We start from the raw sequence: 22,854 nt of genomic DNA, 5'->3' as shown, positions 1-22,854 counted from the left end.
GCCAACCACGAGCGAAACGACCCACCACGAGCGAAACCGCCAACCACGAGCGAAACGGCCCACCACCCCGGACGCACCGACGCCCCCACCGGACCCGGCGGGGGCGTCGCACGCACGAGCGCCCGAGCGTCAGCCGAGCTTCGCCGCGAACTGCGACGGCAGCTTGTCGAGCGCCCACTCGATCGCCGCCGTGGTCCCGAGTGAGAACGCGTTGGAGACGTCCGGGTCGTCGAACACGATGTCGTGCCCGGCCTCGACCGACGGCACCTTCTGGAACAGCGCGTTCGACGTGACCTTCGATGCGTCGACGAAGATCGGCAGCACGAGCGTCAGGTCGGCGTCGAGCAGGTCGAGGTTCTCGTCGGACAGGCTGACCGAGAACTGCTTGCCGGCCTGCTGGTCGATCGCCTTCGGGATGGTGAAGCCGAGGTTCTCCATGAACTGCGAGCGGCTGTCGGAGGAGGCGTAGGCGCCGAAGCCCTCGGACGAGTACGAGCCGACCACGGCCGTCTTGCCCGCGAACTCCGGGTGTGCCTTCCGGGCGGCGGCGTACGCGTCGTCGAGTCCGGACAGGAGCTTCTTGCCCTCGGCCTCCTTGCCGAGCGCCTTCGCGATCATGTCGACCTGCTGCTTCGTGGTCGTGAGGTAGTTCGCGGCGCCCTTCGGCACGGCGACGGTCGGCGCGATGGCCGAGAGCTTGGCGTAGCGGTCCTTGTCGCCGGAGCTCTTGACGTCGAGGATGACGTCCGGCTTGAGCTTGATGATGTCCTCGTAGCTCGGCTCGAGCGTCTGGATGATCTTCGGCGACTTCGTGTAGGCGCCCTTCAGCCAGGGGCCGACCCCGTCGCCACCGAAGCCGAGCCAGTCGCTGGCACCGACGGGCTGCACGCCGAGCTCGAGCGCCGTCTCGGCGTCGCCCCACCCGAGAGCGACGACGCGCTTCGGCTGCGAGTCGATCGTCGTGGTGCCGAGCGCCGTGGTGATGGACACCGGGAACTGGCCGTCGGCCTTCGTCGACGACGTGGCACCGTCGGAGGATGAGCCGGAACCGGACGCGCAGCCGGCGAGGACGAGGGAGGCGGCGACGACGGCGCCCGCGGCGGCGAGCACACGGCGGAGTCGGGAAGAAGAGCGGATCACGAAGGTAAGGCTACCCTAAGACTTCTGCCGCGGGACGCTGGATAGGCTGACAGTGTGCACCTCACCGAACCGCGTCGCGTCCGCCTCGCGGTGCTCGGCTCCCCCATCGCGCACTCCCTCTCGCCCACGCTGCACGCAGCGGCCTACGACGTCCTCGGCCTGCCGTTCTCGTACGGGAGGCACGAGGTCACCTCCGGCGGGCTCGCCGCGTTCGTCGCGGGGCTGGGTCCGGAGTGGCGTGGGCTGAGCCTCACGATGCCGCTGAAGCGCGAGGTGCTGCCGCTCCTCGACCGCACGACCCCGCTCGTCGACGAACTCGGGGTCGCCAACACGCTTGCGTTCCGCACGGTCGGCGACACCGTCGAACGCCACGGCGCGAACACCGACGTCGAGGGGCTCGTCCGCCCCGTCGCCGCACTCGGCACCCCGATCAGCGAGGCGACGGTCCTCGGCGGCGGGGCGACCGCGGCGAGCGCCCTCGTGGCGGCGGTGCGGCTCGGTGCCGGACTCGTCCGGGTGTTCCTGCGCGACACGGCGAAGGCGGGGCGGCTCGTGGAGCAGGCGCTCCGGCTCGGCGTGACGCTCGAGGTGCACCCGCTGACCGAGCTGCCGGGCACCCGGCACGCCTTCGTCGTGTCGACCCTCCCCGGTGGCGCGGCCGACGACCTCGAGATCGCTCCGGCAGGCCCGGACGCGGTGCTCTTCGACGTGGCGTACGAACCCTGGCCGACCCGGGCGTCGACTCGGTGGTCGGACGAGGGCGGCCGGGTGCTCAACGGGCTCGACATGCTCACCGAGCAGGCGATCGGCCAGATCCGGTTCTTCTGCACGGGCGACGACGCCGAGGTGCTGCCCGACGAGGCGGCGGTCCGACGCGCGATGCGGCAGGCGGTCGGTCTGGCACCGGTCATCGGCGCCCGCTGATCACGATCCGCCGCCACTCGGTTCAGCCGCCCGCGACGACCCCGTCGACGTAGGACCACCGGCCGCCCTCGCGGACGAACTCGCTGGTCTCCTCGAGCACCCCGCGCTCGGTGTCGGAACGCCACCACGCGCGGAACGTGACGGTCCCGCGGGAGTCGAACGGGCCTCCAGACCGGGTGTCGACGATGTCGAGCCGCGTCCACCGCTGGTCGGGGTCGAGCGTCAGCTCGCCCGGTCGGGTGCTCGGGTGCCAGCTGCTGAGCAGGTACTCCGGCAGTCCGAGGGCGAACGCGCTGAAGCGGGAGCGCATCAATCGTTCCGCTGTCGGGGCGGGCGCGCCGGCGTGCAACGGTCCGCAGCACTCGCCGTAGGGGTTGCCGCTCAGGCACGGGCAGCGGGCGTCGTCGGAGATCACCGGTCGACGGTAGCGCGTCGGCGTGTAGGCAGGTCTCGTGTGGCGACTCGGATTGCAGGTGTTCCGCGCGCGGCTGCCCGAGGTGGTGTCCGCGCGTGATCGTCGCCGGCTCGTGGTGGTCGGTTCGGTCGTCACGCCGCTCGCCGTCGCCGGGCTCCTGGTCGTCGCCGCGCTGACCGACTCGTGGTCGACGGGCTTCACGGTCGCCGCCGTGTGCTTCGGGCTGGCGATCGGCGGCTTCTCGCTGGTGTTCTGCCGGATCGGACCGAAGGGGTGGACGATCCCCGCGCTGCCGACCGTGGACTGGCGGACCCAGGAGCAGATCGCGCGCTACTCCGGACGACGGCCGCCCGCCGTGGTCCCGGAGCACCGCGATGCCGTGCTCCGGACCGTCGAGACGAACCGGGACGTGCTCGTCCGGTCGTCGCTGCAGGGGCTGTTCCTGCTGGGCTCGTGGCTGTTCGGGGTGCTGGGGGCGGTGGTGCTCGCGGTGACCGATCCCGGTTCGTTCGCCTCCGGGCACGGGCTCGTGTTCCTGTGGGCGCCGTTCTGGCCGGTGGTCGGAGGCCTGTCGCACGCCGTCGCGGTCCGGACCCTCGGTCGCCACGAGCAGCTGCGGCAGGAGGCCTCGGTGCTGCCGGACACGCCACCGCCGTCCCCGAAGCGCGGCCGGCCCGGGGCTCCGGGTGGGAGCAAGCTGGCCCTGCCGGGCGAGGACGGGTAGGAAGGACCCGTGTTCCGACTGGGGTGGCGGGTGTTCCGCGAGCGGCTGCCGACGGTGCGTGATGCCCGCAGGGTGCACCGTGCCCGGTGGATCGCCCTCGGCGTCGCCCTGCTGGTCGGAGCGGTGGCCGTGTGGCGTCAGGCGATGTCCGAGTGGGCCGGCACCGGTGCCGTCGGCTCGACCGTCGCGATCGTGCTGCTCGCCGTCGCCGCGGGCCTCGCTGCCGCCGCGTGCTGTCCGACCGCGAGCGAACCGGCACCGGCGGCGACGATCAACGGCCGCCAGATCCGTCCCGACGCGCAGATGTGGGTGCGGAAGTCCGTGGGGCCGTACCTGCAGCGGCGGCCGCGCGAGGTGCTCCCCGAGCACGCCGAGGCGGTCCGCAACGACGTCGAGCTGCTGCAGCGCGGGTACACGCGACAACTGGTCCGCTGGGCGACCGCGGTGGGGGCACTGCTGTGCTTCGTCACGACGATGGTCGTGGTCACCGGCTTCCCCGGGTACGCGATCGCATGGGCGGCCCTGTACGGCGCGATGCTGATCGAGCGCATCATCGAGCTCGGCCGGAGCGAACGGGCGCGCCGGTCGGCGGTGGCGGCGGCCGCGACGGCAACGGCAACGCCCACGGCGTCGGCATCGGCTTCGGCATCGGCGTCGGGGTCGGCATCGGCATCGGTGCGGCCTCCGCTCGACACTGGCGCGGCTCCCACGCGGCGCGACTGACGGGCGACGGCGGGCGTCCGTCGGTGGTGACGGGCACACTGGGCACATGTGTGGAAGGTTCGTCGTCTCCGACACCACCGCCGACCTGCTCCCCGAACTCGTCGGTGAGCTGGCCGCGCGCACCGAGCACGTCGACGAGGACACCGGCGAGGTCCGCCCCGGCCTCGCCCCGAGCTGGAACGTGGCGCCGACCGACCCGGTGTACGCCGTCCGGCAGCGGCACGGCGTCCGGGAGCTCCCGCAGATCAGCTGGGGGTTCGTGCCGAGCTGGGCGAAGGACTTCCAGAAGCAGCGGCCGAAGCCGATCAACGCCCGCATCGAGACGGTCGCGACGAGCGGGATGTTCAAGCGGGCGTTCGCGACGAACCGCTGCATCGTCCCCGCGCTCGGCTACTACGAGTGGGTGGTGCGTGAGGACGGCAAGGAGCCGCACTTCGTGCACGAACCGGGCGGGGCGCTCGCGATGGCCGGCGTGGTGAGCGCCTGGCCGGACCCGACCAAGCCCGAGGACGACCCGGACAAGTGGCGCCTGTCGTTGGCGATCATCACGCGTGACGCCCACGTGGCCCCGGGCGAGGTGCACGACCGGATGCCGGCGTTCCTCACGCCCGACGGGTACGACGACTGGCTCGACGGCGGCCTCGGCACGGACGACCTGCTCGCGCTGCTCGATCACGAGTCGCTCGCGGTCGCCGCGGGGCTCGAGCAGTACGAGGTCTCGCGGACGGTCAACAGCGTGCGGAACGACGGACCGCACCTGATCGACCCGGTCTGACGTCGGCGACATCGACGGGCACCCCGGACACACGAACGCCCCGTCGGACTCGGCGTCCGGACGGGGCGTGGTGGTCGGGGTGGGGTCAGCCGGCGGAGCGGAGGACCTCCGGCAGGACGACGTCGAGCCGTTCGGCGAGCTTCGCCTTGGCCGTGTCGAGCGAGCGGTAGTCGCCCACGTACTGCCCGAAGGTGTCGGCGACGAAGAAGTGCGCCCCCTGGCGGTCGACGGTGCCGCCGTAGTAGCCGCCGTAGTTCGCGACCCAGAGGCCGTCGTCGGCGATCGCCCACGTCAGGCGGGGAACGGCCGGCACGGCGGTCGTTCCGACCTGCGCCTCGAGCCCGACGATTGCCTCGAGCTCAGCGGTGTCGAGCGAGACGTCGTCGGTGGTCGTGACCGCGGCCGTCGCTGCGGTTGCGGTGGTCACCTCGGCCTCGTGGCGGTGGGTGACGGTGGTGCTCATCGTGGTGCTCCTCGTGGTGCTGGTCGTGCTGGTGGTTCCGGTGCTGCTGATCGTGCGCGTGGTTCCGGTGCTGGTCGTGCTCGGGCCCGCTGGGCGGGTGGTTCGGTTCGGCGTGCTCGCGCCGGGCGTCACTCGACCGGCCGGATGACCGGCGGGAGCATCACGTGCAGCTGGTCGGCGAGGCGGCCCTGCGCCTCTTCCAACGAGGCGAAGTCGCCGACGACGAGGCCGAAGGTGTCGGAGGCGACGTAGCGTCCGTCGCGCTTGTCGACGGCGCCGCCGAAGTAGCCGCCGTAGTTCGCCACCCACTCGCCGTCGTCCTCCTGGGTCCAGGTGAGCTTGGCGCGCGTCGCGCGGCCGTGCACGGCAGCGTCGGCGTCGAGGATCGCGATGGTGTCGACGGTGTCGGTGTCGAGCGTGACCTCGGCTCGAGCGGTGGTCGGGAGGGTGGTGCTCATGTCGTGCTCCTTCACGTTCCGGGGTACATCTGCTGACACGGCAACGCTACGAGACCGACCGTCCCACCCGCCAGCCAGCCGCATGCATTCACGGGTTCCGCGCATGGAGATCATCGACGATCCCTGGTTTTCCGGGGCTCGACCTCGCACGTTCGGGGTACACGTCCCCCGACGGGGTACTCGCTCAGCGGATGATCGCGTCGCGACGCCGGATCGCTGGCATCGACGGCCGGGAGGCACGAGCAGCTACGGTCGGGCTGTGACGACGACGAGGAGGCGAACGGCCGGTGCGCCGATCGCGCTGACGGTCGCGTTCGCGACGGCGCTGCTCCTCTTCCTGTTCCCCGGATCCGCGGACATGCTGCGGTCCGGCACGGCAGCCGCGATCAGCGCGCTGCGCGCGCTGGGCCACGGCACGCTGGCCGTCAACCCGGGCTTCGCGGCGGCGATGGTGGTGACGGCGGTGACCGCGTTGCTGCCGTTGGTCCTCGCAGTGGCGAGCCGTGCCTCCAGTCCGCACGCCGTGCTGACGCGAGCCCTGCTGACCACGGCGCTCGTCGTGGTGTTCGCGGCGGCTTCGGCCGTCCGTGCGACCGAGCCCTGGGGTCGGTTCCGGGACGTTCTGCTCGCGGGTCTCGTCGGTGCCGCGCTCGGCGCGTTGGGAGACGCGTTCCTGCAGGTCCGGGCGCGCGCCGCTCCCCCGTCGGCACGCACCCGGCGGAACGTCGTGTGGGTCGCGGTCGGCTACGGCGCCCTCATCGTGCTCGTGGCGACCTGGCGGACTCCGGTCGACAGCGGGATCGATCCGTGGCTGGCACGGGCACTCGCGACGGTGCACCGACTCGGTCTGCCGACGTGGCTCGACTACTCCGCGGTCGAGTTCACGGCGAACGTGCTGCTCTTCGCGCCGTTCGGGATGTTCGCCGCACTGTTCCTCGGCGCTCGGCGGTGGTGGGTCGGCATGCTCGGCGGCTTCGTGACGAGCTGCGCCATCGAGACGGTGCAGGCCCTCTTCCTGCCGGCACGGACCGCATCGGTCGACGACGTCATCGCGAACACGGCGGGTGCTGTCCTCGGGGTGGTCGTCGGCGTGGTCATCCTCGGCCGCGGTCACCTGCGGCGCGATCACCGGTGACCGGGGACGGATCGACGCCGTGGTCGGGATGCGACCGCAACCGAACACGAGGAATCCGCAAATGCCCGTGCGGATCCCCGCACGACCGCCGGCGGGGTCTCGTGCGCGGCGCGGCCGCTTCGTAGCGTTCCACCGTGACCCGACTCTCGACGCTCGATGCGGCACCCGTTCGCCGCCGTTCCCACGTTCCGCCGCACCCGCGGCCGCAGCCCCGTCGCGTGCGGCGTTCGACGCTCTTCCCGTGGTGGATCTGGGCCGCCGGTCCTGCCCTGACGGTGCTCCTGGTGTTCGCGGCGCTGGCCCACTGAGCTGTCAGCGCTCACCGCGACACGACGAGACCCCCGGCACCGAGGTGCCGGGGGTCTCGTTCAGCGGAGCGAGGCTCAGACGGTCTCGCGCTGACGACGCACCGACTTGCGGACGACGATCAGGCCGCCACCGAGGACGATGGCGCCACCGGCTGCCCAGAGGGCGAGGGTGCTGATCGTGCCACCGGTGAAGGCGAGCTCGCCCGCGGTGCCGCTGTTGCCGTTGGCGGCGACCGTGGTCGTGCCGGCGGTGCCGGACGGCGCGATGGTCAGGAACGCGGTGCCGACGGTGCCCGAGGTGGCGCCGGTCGCGGTCAGGTTGTAGGTACCCGAGCCGCCGGCCGGGAAGGTGACGCGGACCGCGAGCGAGCCGTCGGCCCCGGCGGTGTACGCCTTGGAGACGGTCGTGGTCGGCAGCGCGCCGAGCGTGACGGCACCGGATCCGGTGACCTGCACGTTGACGGTCTCGCCCGGGGCGAAGACGTCGGCGTTGAAGTTGATGACAGCGGTGCCACCGGCGACGTAGTTGCCGGAGACGGTGCCCGCGGTCTCCGGCGCGTAGCCGGCGGCGTTGGCGGCGGTCGGGACCGCGACGAAGGCCGCGCCCGCGATGAGCGCAGCGGCGATGAGCTTCTTCATGAAGTGATTCCCCTAGTGATCTGATCCGTCAGACCCTGCAGACCAGAGCCCGTACACCCCTACAAGACGTCTGGAGCACGCACTTGCTATGGCGAAGTTCCCTCAACGTATCGTGAATCTTCAGGTGATTGCCACCTGAACCGAAAGTTTCACAAACCGTTACACGGCGGAATCACCTCTGGTCGAGCAGCACGGGGCGCAGGGCAGGACGGGGGTTCTACCCCGCGAAGAAAAAACCCCGGTCAAAGGGCATTTTCGGACACGGCAGCCGCGTCATCGACCGGACGCCGCCCGTTGGCACGATCGACCACGCCCCCGAAGTGGGGGCATGTCACATCGCGCTCTGCGGATGTTCGAGAACGCTGTCCGGGCGCGTCGACGCAGTCGACACCGTCAGTTGCCTGAGAGTGGTTCGGCACAGTCGAACCGCAGCGGCTGCGGCTTGCTGTACTCCACACCCGGTGTCGACAGCACGTCGACGCCGGCCTTGGCGTACTGCGCGCTCCCGAGGAACGCGACGCGGAACGTCGTGCTCTTGCCCGGGGCGAGGAGCGTCTGCAGCTGCGCCACCGGGTGTCCGCCGTCCATGACGGTCTGCACACCGACCTGCTTGCCGTCCTGTGTCGACCCGAGGTAGATGCCGTTCGTCGGCGCGTAGACGGCGATGAGGGTCTTGATGAGTCCGGGGTCCGTGCCGAACGCGCCACCGCCGGTGACGTACTCGGGCAGGCTCGTCGCGGCGTCGGCCGGTGCGGTGTTCTTGATCGTCACCTCGACCACCGAGGTGGGGCGGCCGTCCTTCCGGCAGACGGACGATCCGACCGAGACGGTCTTCTCGAGGTAGTAGTCCATCTTGGCAGCGGTGCCGTCGTTGAGGTAGACGCCGAGTTGCCGAGAGGCCTTGGTCGCGGTCGGCAGCGCGCCGGCCACCGCGGTGCCGTCGAGCCGACGCTGCTCAGACGGGTGCTCGCTCCAGAGGCGCGTGCGGTCTTCCGACGTTGCCTTGGCGAGTGCGCTGACGAACTCCTTCGAGTCGAAGCCGCCGGTGGAGATCTTCTCGAACACGGCGCTCGCGGCTGCTGCGAAGAACGCGTCCTGCACCTGCGGGTCCGGGTACTTGGCGTACACATCGCTCAGCAGCAGCTTCACGGCGTTGTCCGAGGTGAGCGTGTCGCCGGTCGGCAGCTGCACCGGCCCGGTCGCCTTGAGCACGTAGCTGAGCGTGACCGGGTCCATCGCGACCACGCCGTCGACCTGGGTGCCGGTCTCGTTCTTCCACATCGCCTGCGCGAGCTTGCTCGAGACGTCGAACCTTGGTGTGAGCGTGACGTCCTGCATGTACCGACCGGTGATGTCGCCGTACAGGCTCCGGGTGCCCTGCTCCAGCGGCAGGACCGACTGCTCGTACGGGCCGAACGACGAGCCGGCGCGCTGGTCGGCGAGGCTGATGGCGCCGTCGTGCACGTTCAGGAGCGCGACCGAGCCCGGGATGCCGCCTCCGGCTCGGAGTTCCGCGTTGTTCTGGAACAGCAGCAGGTACTTGCGGTCGCCGTCGTGGCCGAGCATCCCGGGGGCGAGCTGCACGACCATGTCGGCAGTGTCGACCTGCCCCTTCACCGACGTCAGTGCGTTCCGGAGCTGGTTGACCGCCTTGGTGACGGGCGACAGCGTGGCGCTGGTGTCGATCGCGTCGGCGTCACGATCGGCCTGGTCGATGGTGGCGGCCGCACGCGCGACGGGTGCCTGCGCCTGGACGAGCGGCTCCAGGTCGACCTTGCCGTCCTTCGGTGCGAACGAGTCGGTGCCGAGCTTCCCGACGACCCCCGCGACGGGCTTCACGGCACCACGAGCGACGTCGTCGACCACGACGGCGACCTGCCGGACCGCGCGCAGGTTCGTGCCGAAGAACGGCACGTGTTCGGCCGCGCCCCACACGGGGTCACCCGTGAGGGAACGTGCTGCACCGGCCTGGTCCTCGAGGTGCGCCGCCGTCTTCACCGCACCGGCGTTGTCGCCACCGGTCACCTGCGTCCGAAGCGTGCTGACGTCGGCCACGGCCCGTTCGAGGTGCCCCTTCGCGAGCACACCCCGCACGCCCACCCAGGCGACGGCGAGGATCAACAGCAGGACGATGGCCAGGACGATCCACAGCACGGTCCGGGCCCTGTTCCCCCGGCGTACAGCAGTGCGTCGCGACTCGGGCAGGTCGGACATGCTGACAACCTTACGGTCCCTCATGTCCGTTCGGGTTCACTGGCGGATCGAATCGGCGTGCTCATGGAACCAGTCGATGGTGCTCCGCAGACCCTCTTCGAGCCCGATCTGCGCGGTCCAGCCCGCCTCGGCGAGCTTCGACACGTCGAGGAGCTTCTGTGGCGTGCCGTCCGGCTTCGACGTGTCCCAGACCGTCTCGCCCTCGAACCCGACGACCTTCGCGATCGTGTCGGCGATCTCACGGATCGTCACGTCTGAACCGGTACCGACGTTGACCTGCCCGGGGCCGTCGTAGTGCTCGATGAGGTGGAACACCGCGGACGCCATGTCGTCGACGTGCAGGAACTCACGCCGCGGCGATCCGGTCCCCCAGTTCTCGACACGGCCGACACCGTCCCGCACGGCTTCGTCGTAGCGGCGGATCAGTGCCGGCAGCACGTGGGAGCCCGTCGGCGAGAAGTTGTCGCCGGGACCGTAGAGGTTGGTCGGCATCGCGGAGATCCACGGCAGCCCGTGCTGCCGTCGCACTGCCTGCACCTGGAGGATCCCAGCGATCTTGGCGATCGCGTAGGCGTCGTTGGTCGGTTCGAGGTGTCCGGTGAGCAGCGCGTCCTCGTAGATCGGCTGCTCGGCCAGCTTCGGGTAGATGCACGACGAACCGAGGAAGACCAGGCGCTCGACGCCGTGCTCGACAGCAGCGTCCATGACGTTCACCTGGATCTGCTGGTTCTCTCTGAGGCGGTCGTGTGGGATCGTTTAGTTCAGCAGGACCGCAACCAACCTCGGCGCACGCCACCGGATCCGGACGCGGGCAGGTCGGCGAAATTTCATCTCTTCGGCGACTCAAGAGCAGAATCGTTGTCGGGACCGCTCACGCTCGTGATGGTGAGGAGGACTCCAGTCTAGGCCGTAGCATGAAACTTCCGTCATATACGAGTGGAGCGATCAGTGAGTCGATCTGTGGCCATCATCGGCACACGTGGATACCCGAGTTACTACGGCGGCTTCGAGACGGCAATTCGCCGGCTCGCCCCCTACCTCGTGGACGCCGGCTGGGATGTAACTGTCTACGGACGGAAGGGATCTGTTGTTGAAGCCGATCACTCAGCCAGGCCGGAAATACATAGCAAGTTCACTTTTGGGCTCAACTCGAAGTCGTTGAGCACTCTATCCTTCGGCGCGACGGCATCGATCTCGACCATGCTAGCGAAGCCAGACGTAGCATTGGTGATGAACGTTGCGAATGGGTTCTTTCTGCCAGGGCTTCGCGCGCGTGGCATTCCAACTCTTATGAACGTCGATGGGATTGAGTGGGATAGGGCAAAGTGGAATCGTGCCGCAAAGGCCGTGTTTCGAGCCGGCGCAATCCTTTCCGCGAGGTGGGCTGACGAACTTGTATTCGACGCGCGAGCTATCGGAGATCGTTGGCAAAAGGATTTCAACACCCGGGGGACATTCATACCCTACGGCGGTGACCTGCATGGCGAACTCCCAACTGAATCCGGCCTGGACCATCGCGGGTATATCCTCCTCGTTGCACGTTTCGTACCTGAGAACAGTGTCATCCAGTTTTTCGAGGCGGTGCCTGCTCTTGCGGATAAGTGGCCAGTCGTCATAGTCGGTAGCGACGGCTTTGGTGGGGAGTTCGATGCTGCTGCCCGCAAGCTCGCTGACGCGCAGTCAAACGTCACCTGGCTGGGACACGTCAGCGATGACGTTCGGCTACGCTCGCTCTGGCAGCATGCGGGGGCCTACTTTCATGGCCACAGCGTCGGAGGAACGAACCCGGCGCTTGTGCAGGCCATGGCAAGCGGCGCGCCAATTGTAGCTCGCGACACGGTCTATAACCGCGAGACCCTGGGCGATGGGGGCATGTTCGTTCAAGCAACTTCTGACAGTGTCCTCGACGGCATCGAAACCATGATGCAGTCATCGGAGCGGGAAACCTACGTAACATCCGCTATGCAACGAGCGGGAAATTACTACTCCTGGGATGGCGTATGCGAGGCCTACGAGCGCAGCCTTTGCAACCTGGCGGACCAAGGAGCGAACGGTGCGCGAAAGTTCGATTCGACCAGGGCGCTCAGCCTGAGGAAGCGTCGCTATGACTAACGGGGAACGTGCGTTACGAGTACTTATCGTCAATCCTTTGGGGCGCGCCCTGTCGCATTACTCCGCCGAGCTGACGCACGTGCTGGAAAAAGCTGGGGCGCAAGTCAAGCATTCGACCATACTCGAGCCTTCGCAACGCCCGGACGGGTCGCGCGTGCGATGGGTAGTTGAATACCTGCAGATGCGCAACGCCGCGAAAAAGGAAGCTGATCGCGTCGTCGTTGTCTGGCCCGCTCTCGGCTTCCTCGACGTCTTGGCAAACTTCAGCGCAGCTTGCTGGATCGTCGTTCACGACCCTGTGCCCTTGGTGAGGAGCGTCGGAAGCGGCCGCATCATGCGTTGGCTGGTCAGTTGCATGCCCGTTAGGCAATTCATCGTGCATTCCGACACCGCAAAAGAGGATCTTGCGCCCCGCACGAGGCCTCGTGCTAAGACGCTCCCCCACCCGATGCTGCCGCCGGTGCACCGACGGGAGAATCCGAGCCACATTACGGTGCGAGTACTCGGGCAATTCAAAGGCACCCGTGACATCTCCATCCTTGAGGAGCTGTCCCGATCTCCTGAGCTTCGAAACTACAAACTCGAAATCGTTGGGCGCGGGTGGCCCGCCGTTACGGGATGGACTGTCTCGGATACTTTCGTTTCGGAGTCAGAACTTGATGGTCTAATTGATACAAGTTCCGCCATCCTGCTCCCTTACCACCGATTTTACCAATCCGGTATCGCCCTGAGAGCCCTCGAGCGCGCGACTCCCGTCGTTGGCCCGCGGGACAGTTCGCTCTCGACAATGTACGGCGCAAAACACCCCGCGTTGGTGTCGGACCCCTCGAACGTCTCGAGCTGGGTAAGAGCCATCGAGAGTGCTGTGGGGGAAACGAGATCGGCGGGCACTTCGCTTGTAGTATACGAAAGAGCATGCGCCTCTTGGGCCGAGTGGCTCGACGGATGAGAGCGATCCCACTCCGGGTGATTCCTGAGCTCCGGCCCTATCATCTAAAGCTGCTAGAGCAGTGGCCGGAAGCGAACACTTACTATCTGTGGGGAAAATACGATCTCACCAACGACCAGGCCATCTCGATCCGGCGAATCACCCCGACAAAACTATTGTACATTTTACTCGCGACTAAGGCACCATTCGTGGAGATTTGGGAGCCTCTCTGGATGCGCCTCCTCCCGCTTCAGGTAGCAGCTTTTTGTAGCTTTTTCATCGGAGGACTACTACGCGGCCGAATGCGACGATTCCGCACCTACTGCCTGGAGAATAATAACTCAAGCGCACTTTTCGGGCCGCGCATGTCAAATCCACTCCTCACAGTCGCGCTTCGGCACACCATCGGAATCTACATATATGCCGCTTTCGAACGCCTTGCCTTCGCGAGTCCGTCCGCGCGCGACACGTATCGAAGCTTCCCTCTGGTTCCGAGGATTGCCAGTACGGTGATCCTCAACCTACCCGCAAAGCCGGGGGCGGTGAATCGACTCGAGCGCAGACCCGTGGCTTGCTTCGTAGGCCAACTAGAAGAACGTAAAGGGATCAAACTTCTCACCGAGGCTTGGCCCCTCGTGGAGCAACGCCGCCCTGATGTGTCGCTTCTCATTATCGGGGATGGCGAGCTGCGAGATGTTGTCGAGCGCTTCGTCTGTCTACGGTCAACGTCGAGGCGATGGGCTGGTTTCCTCTCGCAAGGTTCTATAGCGAACGAGCTGAATGATTCGCGCATCCTGATCGCACCATCGGTTCGCTACGGCCGCTGGCGGGAGCAGATCGGCCTGCCGATACACGACGCCTTAGTTGCCGGGCTGACCGTCGTTACGACCAACGAGACTGGACTCGCACCTTGGCTGAGGAAGTGTGGTCACTTCGCGACTCACGACGAGCCCTCCGCCGCATCGCTAGCCGAGAGCATATGCCTGGCCCTTGATGCACGCTTGTCCCCCGGGAGTGTGACGGATGACCTCCCTCTGCGCGATGGCAGAGTAGTTGCGGCCGAGTACCTCTACGGAGACGTCAACAATGAACCAGCCGACTGAGCGGTCCAATTGGTGAGCTGTCCAACAGCAGACCTGCCGTTCAGACTCGGGGATCTTCAGCGACGAGCTTTCTTAATTGATTCTCCGAACCGTGCAAATGCCTGCGACGCACTACTCCCCATCTGCGTGGGCTCGCCGGGGCCGAGACAACTCATTGCCGTAGATTGTCCCGCTAGCACTCCTATCGGCTGGTACTCGATTAGGCGTGTTACAACGACGCCCTCGGGGCTCCCCTACCGTGCTACAACACCAACGGTCCTCGGCTCACGCTCGGCCTTTGCGCCGACGTGAACTCAGGGCACGTTGTATACGCGACGCGTCCCCCGCGCTGCAGTCGCTCGTTTGCTTGAGTGGAATGCCTGGGAGTAGTCGAAGAACCTCGACGGCAATCTGGCTAATCGGCCGCGTGACACCCCTGACGTAGCGCATCACGGTACGAGCCCCACATGAGAAGTTCAGCAAAAACCGCGTCGTTCCCGCCTCCACCGACATTAGCCATAGTCAGCGTTTGACTACCAGTGCCACGAACATCAACGAAGTCTCGCCGCAAAGTGTCCTCGATTTGCAGGGGGCAGAACCCGGCGCTCACCACACAGAAATGCAACCACAAATCATCGGCACGCGGCGCGACTTCCTTGAACCCCGCGCCGGCGCGACGGACGGCATCGAGCGCTGCCGGACTATAGAGGACTCCGCCGACGCCCGTGGGCAGGACTCTCGCGCTGACATCGGCAGCGCCCGCATGCTTCCACATCGCATACGGAAGTGGCTTGCCCGAGCTAGCAAACGCAATCTCAACCGCCCGATGCGCAATGACGTCAGCCCGCCCCCTTGCGTACTCGCGTTCCAGACGTGTCAACCAGTAAGTCGGATAGACCACATCGTCGTCAGCCAACACAACCGCTTGACCGCTAAACTCGTCGTCCACCACTAGAGGCCAATATTTCTTGTGAGATCCAACGTCTTGGACAAAGCGGACCTCGAGTCCGCGTCTCTGCAACCGTCTGATTGATGCAGACAGTGAAAGACGACTCGCATCCTCCTCCAACCAAAGTATCAGTCGACTAGGCCGCGAGCTTCCCCGCGCGATACTCTCGATGGCTAGATGCACGTAAGCGAGGCGCGGTCCATAAGACGTCAGACTTACAATCGTGCCGCTCGATGGGTCGAGCACTGCCGAGCCGACAAGATAATTTCGTAGCTGCATAAGAGCCATCGAGTGTGCAGACCGCAGGAGGCCCATCAACTCACTCATATTTAACATCACGCACTGCCTTCTCGTACATCTGGAGGTGTCTGAGGCGCCAGGAAACTAGATCATACTCGCGTAGTACATTCTGGTCGATGGTCAATACCTCTGACGCCTTAATTGCAGACGCGATTGCCTGAACAGTGGGGTCGGCAACGATGCCACCTAACGAAACCGCAAGTTCCCCGAATCCACCATCGACTGCCGCGACGCTGGGGACAGACGACGCCGCCGCTTCGAGAAGCACGGTCGGCAGCCCCTCCCCCTCGCCATTGGACAGAAACAAGTGGACGTCCGCCGCAGCCCACAGCTGTCGCGTGTCGTCGACCTCCCCGACGATAACGACCTCCTTCACCTGCTCGTACCTCGCTAGGAGCTGCGCTTCCTCGGGCCCGGATCCCGCGACAAGCACGAGGCAACCTGCAGCTAAGGCAGCGTCCACCGCCAGCGCAGGACGCTTCGCCGCTGCCAGTCGGCCGATGACTAGCGCGACTCGACGCTCCGACGGGAAGGAGAAGTTCATCCTTGCTGCGTCGCGCTCTTCTAATCTCGCCTCTTTATAACGCGCAACATCGATGGCATTGGGTATGACGATGAGCTTCTTATCCGAACCGAGGACCACTGTCAAGCTATCTCGAACCTTCTCCGACACGCATGCGATTGTGTCCACATGGCGGGATGCTCGTCGGTAGAACGGTCGCAGAATCAGACCGAACAGCCGTTCCGGAAACACACCGTGCTCTGTCCAAATGACTGAGCCCAATCTGCTGAAGGCACGGCTGAACCCAATCTGCTCTCGCTTGAAATGCATGTGGTAAATGAGCGACGGCGATTCTTTCGCGGCCCTCAGTGCTTTTCGTCTTTCGAAAGGCAAGCGAACGAAAGCCAGCGGAAGGTTTCGCGTCACCCACTTTCCACCCAACGCGTATGTCCCCAGCGTACGTAGCGCACCACGAGAGGCCTCCAGGTGGCCCAGCAGAGAAACCGTCCAGTCGGGTTGGACAGTTTCTGCAAGGCGCTTGATGTGCCGTTCGGCTCCGCCGTCGTATTCTGTACTCGCGACGTACGTAATGGTCTTCTCAGCCACTGACAACCTCGTTTTCATTGCTTGCGCGGCCTGATCACGGACGCGACCCTCCGCAAGTCGGACAAACGGATCGCCATGAACTGAACACTTTCGATTCCGAAGAACAAACGCAAGAAGACGATATTCATCCACCCCGCAACAAAAGTACCAGCCAGTGTAGCTATGGCAGCCCCTAATGCACCATACGCTGCTCCGAGCGGAAAAAGTAGCAGTACGTTGACGGCGAGACCAAGTAAAAGGGCTGTGCTTCGTAAACCGGGTCGGCCCCGCGCGTTGAGACCCGCACCCGCCACGGACCCCGGGTTGGCGAGCACCACACCAAGCAGAAGAACTCCCAGCACCGGAATCGCGGCATAGTAATCGGGGCCAAAAGTAAGGGGAACGGCCACTGGTGCCGCGACCGCTATCGCGAGCGACACCAGCGCTGTCAGTAGCGTTGATACCCGAGCAGCAAAGCCCAGCTGCGCGTCATCAATGGTCGATGATTGTTTTGAGAACATGACTGCGCTCACCGCACTATTCAGCACCAGCGCAAGTTCGACGATGGTCGCAGCGACGACGTAAATCCCAAGTGCTGCGCTTCCCGCAATCGGGGCCATTATCGCTTGATCTAGGCGGCTCAGGAGAATACCCGTCAGCGATCCGACCCACACACGGCTACCGTAGGACATGAGAGTCTTGAGGCTCGTGCTCTCCGCTCTCATTTCAAGCCCGGCTCCTCCTCGCCAGGCGAGCCCAACGTAAACTATCCCCCCGAAGAAACCACTGAGCGAAACTATCAGCACAGCCGCATATTGGGAGAGTTCACCTAACAATACAAGGACGACGAGGGCCCCCAGGCGCGAGGCGGCGCCTATGGCTTTCTCAACAGTTACTAGCCACCAGCGCTGTTGTCCGATCGCTATCCCTCGCAGTGCCCCGACTAAAAGGGTCGGTATGAGAGCAGCCAGAGCAATGCGGACCAGTGACTGAATTTGGGGCTCGCTCTTGTAGATGACGGGCGTGACGCACACCAATGCGATCCACACCACGCTCCCAACGAAGATAACTAGCAAGCTAGCCTTCAGCACGAGATGCGCTCCAGCCAATCGTCGGGCAACGTGGAAGGTAAGCGATTCTGGGATTCCGAACGACATTGCACTAGTGGCCAGTAGTAAGAGCGATGTCGCAGCCGCAAGTTCCCCCCGGTCCGAGGTGGAGAACGCGCGTGCGAGTACCGGCGCGCTAAGGAACCCGAGAGCCGCGGGCACTGCGTTGCCGACGCTAGCAATCAGAATCGCAGATTTGACGCTATTTTGCGACATACCGCTCTTCTGATATCTTGAACCTTGACCCGCTTACAAGAGCGCCCGGGGCGCTTTCGGACCCGTCATTAGAAAGCGCGAAGGCGATTGCTAGCCACATGACGGGCGAAAACAGTAAGTTAGAGAACAAGCTATTCACGGCAACCATCACAAATAGCTGAGCACCCACCGATTGCACGCGTCGAAGTGCGATCACGACCAGCACAACGAACAAGGGCCAGGCGAGCACACCGGCATCTGCGAGCAGGCCAAGTACCCAATTCGTTGCGACACTGTTGCTGCCGTCAACCCCGATGATTCCGGTGCTACTGACCCTCGCGCTCGAAGACAAGCCGAGCCCGTGCCATGGGGCGCTACGGACAAGGGTCCACAGACCGTCCAGTTGCTGTTGTCGATAGACAGCGTTGAGATCCCTGTGCTCGGGTGAGAATATACTGAGAATGCGATTCTGCACTACTTCACGGAATGTCGCATCGACAACGAGAACAAGCGCTAGCACCAGGCTACCCATGAGTACGAGCTGCCTCCCCACAATTAGAGGGTAAGCCGACCGGCGCCTGGTCATTTTCGCAATGACGAGGACACAAAATGAGATCGTCATCGCCAGCCAGGATGCGCGCGCCAAACAGAACACTACGGCGCCGCTGTTGACCGCAAGCAGCAGCCACCAAAGTGATCCTTTCCTCATGACGCCGCGAATGAGCAGCAGGATGGCGCAGGCAGCGAAGAACCCAGCCCAGTCTGGCTCTCCAACCAGCCCGGTAGGGCGTGCCAGCCCGCTGCTGTCCAACCACAGCTCGCTTTTAACAATTCGAAATTGCTGAAGGACGGCGGCAAGAGAGGAAGCGCTAGCACCGAAAAGAACGCCGCGATAGACCCATTTGACCTGCATAGGACCCGCAGCTAGTGCAAGCACGAGCGCTGACAGCCCGAGGAGCGCAAATTGAACTGCTAGGAGCGGGTTCACTGCATCATTGGGCCAGAGGAGGGACAGATCGACCAGCGCGATGCAGGATAGCAAGGCGAAGCCGAGCAGAGTCGCACTCGAAGAAAGTCGACGCCGGCTCCAAAGCATCAAAAACGCGAGAAGGACGAGAATCGTGAAGACATGCACGCTACCGACCTGCAGCGTCCGAAAGGCCGCTGAAGCACCCACTGCAAGGAAGAATGCGGCCTCGTGGCGAGTTACGCTCGTTGAGCTGGCATGAGCGTTCTTTGGCGAGATCGCCCACGCTCCGAGTGCGTGGTTCAATAGGCACCTCCCCCCGCACTGATAGCTCGTAGTGTCCGCCACAGGATTACCATGTCCGCGACCAATGACCAGTTTTCCACGTAGTACAGATCCAGCCGCACCGAGTCCTCCCACGACAGATCCGATCGACCACTCACCTGCCACAGCCCGGTCATCCCCGGCTTCACCAGGAACCGCCGGTGCACGTGGGAGTCGTACCGCTCGACCTCGCGAGACAGGGGCGGGCGGGGGCCGACGAGCGACATGTTGCCGAGCAGGACGTTGAAGAGCTGCGGGACCTCGTCCAAGCTGTAGCGGCGCATGAACGCACCGACCCGGGTCACCCGCGGGTCGTTCTTCATCTTGAACAGGACAGCGTTGCCCTCGGCGCGGTCGAGGGCGCTGAGCTCCTGCAGCCGTGCCTCGGCGTTGACGACCATCGACCGGAACTTGATCATGTGGAAGGTCGAGCCGTTCAGGCCGACGCGCTCCTGCAGGAAGAACACCGGGCCGGGCGATGTGACCTTCACCAGGAGCGTGAGGACGAGCAGCACGGGCGAGAGCAGGACGATGAGCACGAGCGAACCGATCAGGTCGAACGCACGCTTGGTGTAGAGCTTCCGGCCGGAGTACGTCGGCGTCTCGACGTGGATCAGCGGCAGCCCCTGCACCGGGCGGGTGTGGATGCGCGGACCGCCGATGTCGGTCAGGCTCGGAGCGACGACCAGGTGCTGCCGACCCGGCTCGAGCGACCAGCTGAGCTGGCGGACCCGCTCCGGGGGCAGGTCGTCGGAGCTGGTGATGACGACGGTGTCGGCACCGGTCAGCCGAAGCGCCTCGGCGACGTCGTCGATGCCGCCGAAGCTCTCGATGGTCGACCCGCCGAGCACGCCGCGCGTCCCGCTGGACACCGTCGCGCCGACGACCCGGTAACCGGCCTCGGGAGCACGTGCGAGTTCGCGGCCGATGTGGAGCACGCTCGCGGTCGAACCGACGAGCAGGACCCGCGCCGAGTACCCGCCGTGCTTGCGCTCGGCGACGAGCCACTGCCGCCACATCCACCGTGACAGCAGCAGGACGAGGATCCCGACCGGGAACGCGATGAGGACGTACCCGCGGGCCAGGTCCACGTGCAGCAGGAACGCCGCGATGGCGAGCAAGCCGAACACCCGGACGCTGGAGTCGGCGACCAGCCGGTACTCGGTGCTGCCCACGCCGATGACGCGATCGCCTCGAGTGTCGTACAACGCCAGGGCGATCATCCAGACGATGATCACGACGACCGAGATCGCGAAGTAGCTGAGACGCAGGTCCGCGCTGTTCGCCGCGAGGTTCGAGCTGAACCCGAGCCACGCGATCTGCACGCCGAACACGACCCAGATCAGCGCGAGCAGGTCCGTGACGAGCACGCGGCGCGAGTACCGGGTGCTCCAGTCGCGCGTGGTCGCCTGCGACGGGGTAGCGCGGATGCTCTCGGCTGTCACGGCCAGCACCGGCTCACCACGTCGCACCGCCGTTCGCCGACACGGCAACGTCGGAACCGGCCCACATCCACACGGTGTCCCCGACGCGGTCGATGGCGATCGGCCCGTCGGTCGTCACGTCGTTGCAGCCGATCGGGGTGGTCCGGGTCGCCGGGGACACGTCCATGGCCGGCATCGTCTCGATCTGCACCCCGTCGCACGACGACGTCCCGATCCGGGCCAGCGTGTAGGTGTCGCCGTCGACCGCGATGCCCCGGACGCCGCCGAGCGGGACGTCGACCCAGGCAGAGCCTCGGGTGCGCCACTCGAGCTGCCCGTCGCAGACCACCACGGAGGTCCGGTCGCCCGCGAACGCGTCGACGGGCTCGGGGCACGGGTTCTCGACGACCGTCGAACCCAGGCGGACGCCGGCGGGCGTGATCGCTGCTCCCGACGCGCCGGGCGTCGCGTCCTTCCACGTCGCCCCGCCGTCGGTGGAGGTCCGCTCCTGCTGCGTGCAGCCCTCGCCCACACCCTCCAGCACCGACAGACCGGCGGTCGTCGCACGCATGCCCCACAGGGCACGCACGTCGTCGCCGACGGCGACGGGCGACCAGGTCGCTCCGCCGTCGACGGTGTGTTCCAGCACCACCTGCGCGTCGGAACAGGTCGCACTGGAGGCGCGCCATGCCTCCCGTCCGGCGACTGCGGACAGCAGTCGCCTGGCCGACGCGGTCGCGGCGGCCTGGGCGGATGCGCTCGCGTCGGGGGTGGCGGACGGCGTCGCCGTGTCGGTCCTGCCGAAGGTCGGGACCGGACCCGGCGTGCCGAAGGAGCCGGGCGCGGTGCGCGCCATCGCCATCGCGACGAGCACCACGTCGACCACGACGAGGAGCACGACCACGGCGGCCACCCCGATCAGGGTGTTCCGTCTGAAGGTGCTGCCGACGCTTCGGGTCCCCCGGCTACCACGCATGTCTCCCCCGGCCTCAGCGATCTGCTCGTCGCACCGTGCCGAGCTTGCCCCGCACCTTCTTGGGTGCTCCCGTGTCGCGACGGGTCGTCTCGGCTTCGTCCAGCCCGTAGCCGTACCCGTAGCCGTAGCGCCCGTAGCCGTAGGCCCCGGGACCGCGGACCGGCATCATCGTGATGACGAACCCGGCGATCGGCGCTGCGACGTTGTCGAGCGACGACACGGCGGCCGCGAGCTGGCCCTTGTGGGTCTTGCCGGCGGCGACCGCGACGATCGCGCCGGAGACCTTCTTGGCGAGGATGGCGGCGTCGGTCACCGGGAGCAGCGGCGGTGCGTCGAAGAGCACGTAGTCGAACTGCTGCTCGAGCGCGGCGATCAGGTTTTCCATCGCCTTCGAGCCGAGCAGCTCGGACGGGTTCGGCGGGATCTGCCCGGCGGGGAGCACCACGAGGTTGCCGCGGCCCCAGGGCTGTGCGACGTCCTCGAGCGCGGCCCGGCCGATGAGCACGTCGGTGAGGCCCGCTGCCCCGTCGACGTCCATGTACTCGGCGACGCGCGGACGACGGAGGTCGGCGTCGATCAGGATGACGCGGAACCCGGCGCTGTCGAGGGCGATCGCGAGGTTGGCGACCGTGGTGCTCTTGCCCTCCGACTGCATCGACGAGGTCATCACGAAGGTGCGGGCGCCGGCGTCGAGTTCGAGGAACTGCAGGTTGGTGCGGAGCGTGCGGAACGACTCGGCACGGGGGCTGCGGGGGTCGACCTGCACGATGAGCGGACGCTCGGATGCCTTGTTGTCGAACGCGATGCCGCCGACGACCGGCTTCGGGCTGATCTTCTCGACGTCCTGCTCGGTGCGGACACGGTTGTCGAGGGTCTCCCGCAGCACGGCGATGCCGACCCCGAGGGCGAGGCCGACGAGCAGGCCCAGGGCGACGTTGACGGGGACGTTGGGGCTGACCGGCGTGCTCGGCACGTCGGCCTGCTTGACCCGGGTGAGCTTGACGGTGGCCTTGCCGCTGGCGTCGGTCGCCTCGATGTCCTGCACGACGTTGGTCAGGCTCTGCGAGGTGGCGTTCGCGATCTCGGTCGCCCGGACGGGGTCGGTGTCCTGCACCGTGATCGAGATCAGGGTGGTGCTCGTCGGCGCCGTCGCCGTCACCTGCTTCGCGAGCTGGTCCGCGTTCACGTCGAGGTGGAGCGAGGAGATCACGGGCAGGAGCACGATCGGCGTCGAGACCAGGTTGGAGTAGGTCAGCACGCGCTGCTGCGTGAACGTGTTGCCCTGCGCCAGGTCACTCGCGCTGCCCGACGTCTCCGTCGACACGAACACCTGCGCGGATGCCGAGTACACCGGCTTCTTCAGCAGGGAGAACCCGGCCGCTGCTGCCACGCCCACCAGGGCCAGCACCAGGATGAGTACCCACCCCTTCCGGAGCACAGTGATGTAGTCGCGCAGTTCCACGCGGCCCGCCTTCCCCGATCC

At 66.2% G+C, this 22,854-nt stretch carries 22 protein-coding genes and 1 pseudogene; 9 read left to right on the top strand and 14 right to left on the bottom strand.

Translation table 11 applies throughout. The features are described from left to right. Positions 1-129 precede the first annotated feature (129 nt). On the bottom strand, positions 130-1,140 hold the full coding sequence (locus Csp2054_RS14010; protein ID WP_255252756.1) for an iron-siderophore ABC transporter substrate-binding protein: 1,011 nt from the start codon (positions 1,138-1,140) through the stop codon (positions 130-132). 54 nt (positions 1,141-1,194) lie between these two features. Here Csp2054_RS14010 and Csp2054_RS14005 point away from each other — a divergent pair, with 54 nt between their 5' ends. Next, a complete protein-coding gene (locus Csp2054_RS14005; protein WP_096900075.1) occupies positions 1,195-2,064 on the top strand; it encodes a shikimate dehydrogenase family protein in 870 nt (289 codons plus the stop codon). A 22-nt stretch (positions 2,065-2,086) separates the two neighbouring features. On the opposite strand, the gene Csp2054_RS14000 is transcribed toward Csp2054_RS14005, so the two are convergent. Next, a complete protein-coding gene (locus Csp2054_RS14000; RefSeq protein WP_096900074.1) occupies positions 2,087-2,479 on the bottom strand; it encodes a YchJ family protein in 393 nt (130 codons plus the stop codon). Positions 2,480-2,516: 37 nt separating this feature from the next. Between Csp2054_RS14000 and Csp2054_RS13995 the strand changes: the two genes are divergently transcribed. Genes Csp2054_RS13995 through Csp2054_RS13985 form a run of 3 tightly spaced genes read left to right on the top strand, consistent with a single transcriptional unit; the run spans position 2,517 to position 4,701 of the window. Beyond that, positions 2,517-3,203 carry a hypothetical protein gene (locus tag Csp2054_RS13995; protein ID WP_141399276.1) on the top strand — a complete coding sequence of 229 codons (687 nt, stop codon included), beginning with the start codon at positions 2,517-2,519 and terminating at the stop codon, positions 3,201-3,203. A gap of 9 nt (positions 3,204-3,212) precedes the next feature. Continuing rightward, positions 3,213-3,926, top strand: a complete 714-nt coding sequence (locus Csp2054_RS18230) for a hypothetical protein (RefSeq protein ID WP_096900072.1) — start codon at positions 3,213-3,215, stop codon at positions 3,924-3,926. 46 nt (positions 3,927-3,972) lie between these two features. Further along, positions 3,973-4,701 carry an SOS response-associated peptidase gene (locus tag Csp2054_RS13985; protein ID WP_096900071.1) on the top strand — a complete coding sequence of 243 codons (729 nt, stop codon included), beginning with the start codon at positions 3,973-3,975 and terminating at the stop codon, positions 4,699-4,701. Positions 4,702-4,786: 85 nt separating this feature from the next. Here the strand turns inward: Csp2054_RS13985 and Csp2054_RS13980 are convergent, their stop codons facing one another. After that, positions 4,787-5,164: a hypothetical protein gene (locus Csp2054_RS13980; RefSeq protein WP_096900070.1), complete on the bottom strand. Its 378-nt coding sequence runs from the start codon at positions 5,162-5,164 to the stop codon at positions 4,787-4,789. Here Csp2054_RS13980 and Csp2054_RS18225 point away from each other — a divergent pair. Further along, the gene (locus tag Csp2054_RS18225) at positions 5,157-5,312 is read left to right on the top strand and encodes a hypothetical protein (protein WP_176491723.1); all 156 of its coding nucleotides are present in this window, start codon (positions 5,157-5,159) and stop codon (positions 5,310-5,312) included. The two genes, Csp2054_RS13980 and Csp2054_RS18225, sit on opposite strands and share 8 nt — an antisense overlap. On the opposite strand, the gene Csp2054_RS13975 is transcribed toward Csp2054_RS18225, so the two are convergent. Further along, positions 5,293-5,622 (bottom strand): hypothetical protein, encoded by a 330-nt coding sequence (locus tag Csp2054_RS13975; RefSeq protein WP_096900069.1) that lies wholly within the window; start codon positions 5,620-5,622, stop codon positions 5,293-5,295. The two genes, Csp2054_RS18225 and Csp2054_RS13975, sit on opposite strands and share 20 nt — an antisense overlap. A 259-nt stretch (positions 5,623-5,881) precedes the next feature. On the opposite strand from Csp2054_RS13975, the gene Csp2054_RS13970 reads away from it, so the two are divergent. Together Csp2054_RS13970 and Csp2054_RS18220 are read left to right on the top strand one after the other, a co-directional pair. After that, positions 5,882-6,757, top strand: coding sequence for a VanZ family protein (locus Csp2054_RS13970; RefSeq protein WP_176491722.1), 876 nt, complete (start codon positions 5,882-5,884; stop codon positions 6,755-6,757). A 134-nt stretch (positions 6,758-6,891) separates the two neighbouring features. Beyond that, on the top strand, positions 6,892-7,065 hold the full coding sequence (locus Csp2054_RS18220) for a hypothetical protein (protein WP_176491721.1): 174 nt from the start codon (positions 6,892-6,894) through the stop codon (positions 7,063-7,065). 75 nt (positions 7,066-7,140) lie between these two features. Here the strand turns inward: Csp2054_RS18220 and Csp2054_RS13965 are convergent, their stop codons facing one another. From Csp2054_RS13965 to Csp2054_RS13955, 3 genes and pseudogenes are all read right to left on the bottom strand, one after another. Next, positions 7,141-7,704, bottom strand: a complete 564-nt coding sequence (locus Csp2054_RS13965) for a sortase (protein WP_096900067.1) — start codon at positions 7,702-7,704, stop codon at positions 7,141-7,143. A gap of 393 nt (positions 7,705-8,097) precedes the next feature. Next, positions 8,098-9,918, bottom strand: a complete 1,821-nt coding sequence (locus Csp2054_RS13960; protein WP_141399275.1) for a DUF4012 domain-containing protein — start codon at positions 9,916-9,918, stop codon at positions 8,098-8,100. A 36-nt stretch (positions 9,919-9,954) separates the two neighbouring features. Next, positions 9,955-10,674: pseudogene (locus Csp2054_RS13955) on the bottom strand (GDP-L-fucose synthase family protein); the annotation flags it as partial. A gap of 204 nt (positions 10,675-10,878) precedes the next feature. Between Csp2054_RS13955 and Csp2054_RS13950 the strand changes: the two are divergent. Then, the gene (locus tag Csp2054_RS13950; protein ID WP_217990926.1) at positions 10,879-12,030 is read left to right on the top strand and encodes a glycosyltransferase; all 1,152 of its coding nucleotides are present in this window, start codon (positions 10,879-10,881) and stop codon (positions 12,028-12,030) included. Positions 12,031-12,945: 915 nt separating this feature from the next. After that, complete coding sequence (locus tag Csp2054_RS13945; RefSeq protein ID WP_096900064.1) at positions 12,946-14,061, top strand: glycosyltransferase family 4 protein; 1,116 nt, start codon at positions 12,946-12,948, stop codon at positions 14,059-14,061. A gap of 394 nt (positions 14,062-14,455) precedes the next feature. On the opposite strand, the gene Csp2054_RS17850 is transcribed toward Csp2054_RS13945, so the two are convergent. The 7 genes from Csp2054_RS17850 to Csp2054_RS13920 all read right to left on the bottom strand — a co-directional run bounded on the left by Csp2054_RS17850 (position 14,456) and on the right by Csp2054_RS13920 (position 22,833). Continuing rightward, a complete protein-coding gene (locus Csp2054_RS17850; protein WP_141399274.1) occupies positions 14,456-14,989 on the bottom strand; it encodes a hypothetical protein in 534 nt (177 codons plus the stop codon). A gap of 319 nt (positions 14,990-15,308) precedes the next feature. Further along, positions 15,309-16,397: a glycosyltransferase family 4 protein gene (locus tag Csp2054_RS13940; RefSeq protein WP_176491719.1), complete on the bottom strand. Its 1,089-nt coding sequence runs from the start codon at positions 16,395-16,397 to the stop codon at positions 15,309-15,311. Positions 16,398-16,411: 14 nt separating this feature from the next. Next, on the bottom strand, positions 16,412-17,701 hold the full coding sequence (locus Csp2054_RS13935; protein WP_096900062.1) for an oligosaccharide flippase family protein: 1,290 nt from the start codon (positions 17,699-17,701) through the stop codon (positions 16,412-16,414). Then, positions 17,688-18,815 carry an O-antigen ligase family protein gene (locus tag Csp2054_RS17845; protein WP_141399273.1) on the bottom strand — a complete coding sequence of 376 codons (1,128 nt, stop codon included), beginning with the start codon at positions 18,813-18,815 and terminating at the stop codon, positions 17,688-17,690. Before Csp2054_RS17845 ends, Csp2054_RS13935 begins: the two co-directional genes overlap by 14 nt. A gap of 134 nt (positions 18,816-18,949) precedes the next feature. Next, positions 18,950-20,416, bottom strand: a complete 1,467-nt coding sequence (locus Csp2054_RS13930) for a sugar transferase (protein WP_255252755.1) — start codon at positions 20,414-20,416, stop codon at positions 18,950-18,952. A gap of 13 nt (positions 20,417-20,429) precedes the next feature. Further along, on the bottom strand, positions 20,430-21,308 hold the full coding sequence (locus tag Csp2054_RS13925; protein ID WP_096900060.1) for a hypothetical protein: 879 nt from the start codon (positions 21,306-21,308) through the stop codon (positions 20,430-20,432). A gap of 76 nt (positions 21,309-21,384) precedes the next feature. Continuing rightward, positions 21,385-22,833, bottom strand: a complete 1,449-nt coding sequence (locus Csp2054_RS13920) for a polysaccharide biosynthesis tyrosine autokinase (RefSeq protein ID WP_096900059.1) — start codon at positions 22,831-22,833, stop codon at positions 21,385-21,387. Between the last annotated feature and the right edge of the window lie 21 nt (positions 22,834-22,854).

The organism is Curtobacterium sp. 'Ferrero', from assembly GCF_002412165.1.
In the GTDB taxonomy this organism is placed as follows: Bacteria; Actinomycetota; Actinomycetes; order Actinomycetales; family Microbacteriaceae; genus Curtobacterium.
This window is presented reverse-complemented; position numbering and strand designations above follow the sequence as displayed.

Coding starts and splice junctions, on each gene's coding strand:
- Csp2054_RS13985 (WP_096900071.1), top strand. CDS start 3,973: ATGTGTGGAAGGTTCGTCGTCTCCGACACCACCGCCGACCTGCTCCCC.
- Csp2054_RS13980 (WP_096900070.1), bottom strand. CDS start 5,164: ATGAGCACCACCGTCACCCACCGCCACGAGGCCGAGGTGACCACCGCA.
- Csp2054_RS13975 (WP_096900069.1), bottom strand. CDS start 5,622: ATGAGCACCACCCTCCCGACCACCGCTCGAGCCGAGGTCACGCTCGAC.
- Csp2054_RS13965 (WP_096900067.1), bottom strand. CDS start 7,704: ATGAAGAAGCTCATCGCCGCTGCGCTCATCGCGGGCGCGGCCTTCGTC.
- Csp2054_RS13960 (WP_141399275.1), bottom strand. CDS start 9,918: ATGTCCGACCTGCCCGAGTCGCGACGCACTGCTGTACGCCGGGGGAAC.
- Csp2054_RS13945 (WP_096900064.1), top strand. CDS start 12,946: ATGCGCCTCTTGGGCCGAGTGGCTCGACGGATGAGAGCGATCCCACTC.
- Csp2054_RS13935 (WP_096900062.1), bottom strand. CDS start 17,701: ATGTCGCAAAATAGCGTCAAATCTGCGATTCTGATTGCTAGCGTCGGC.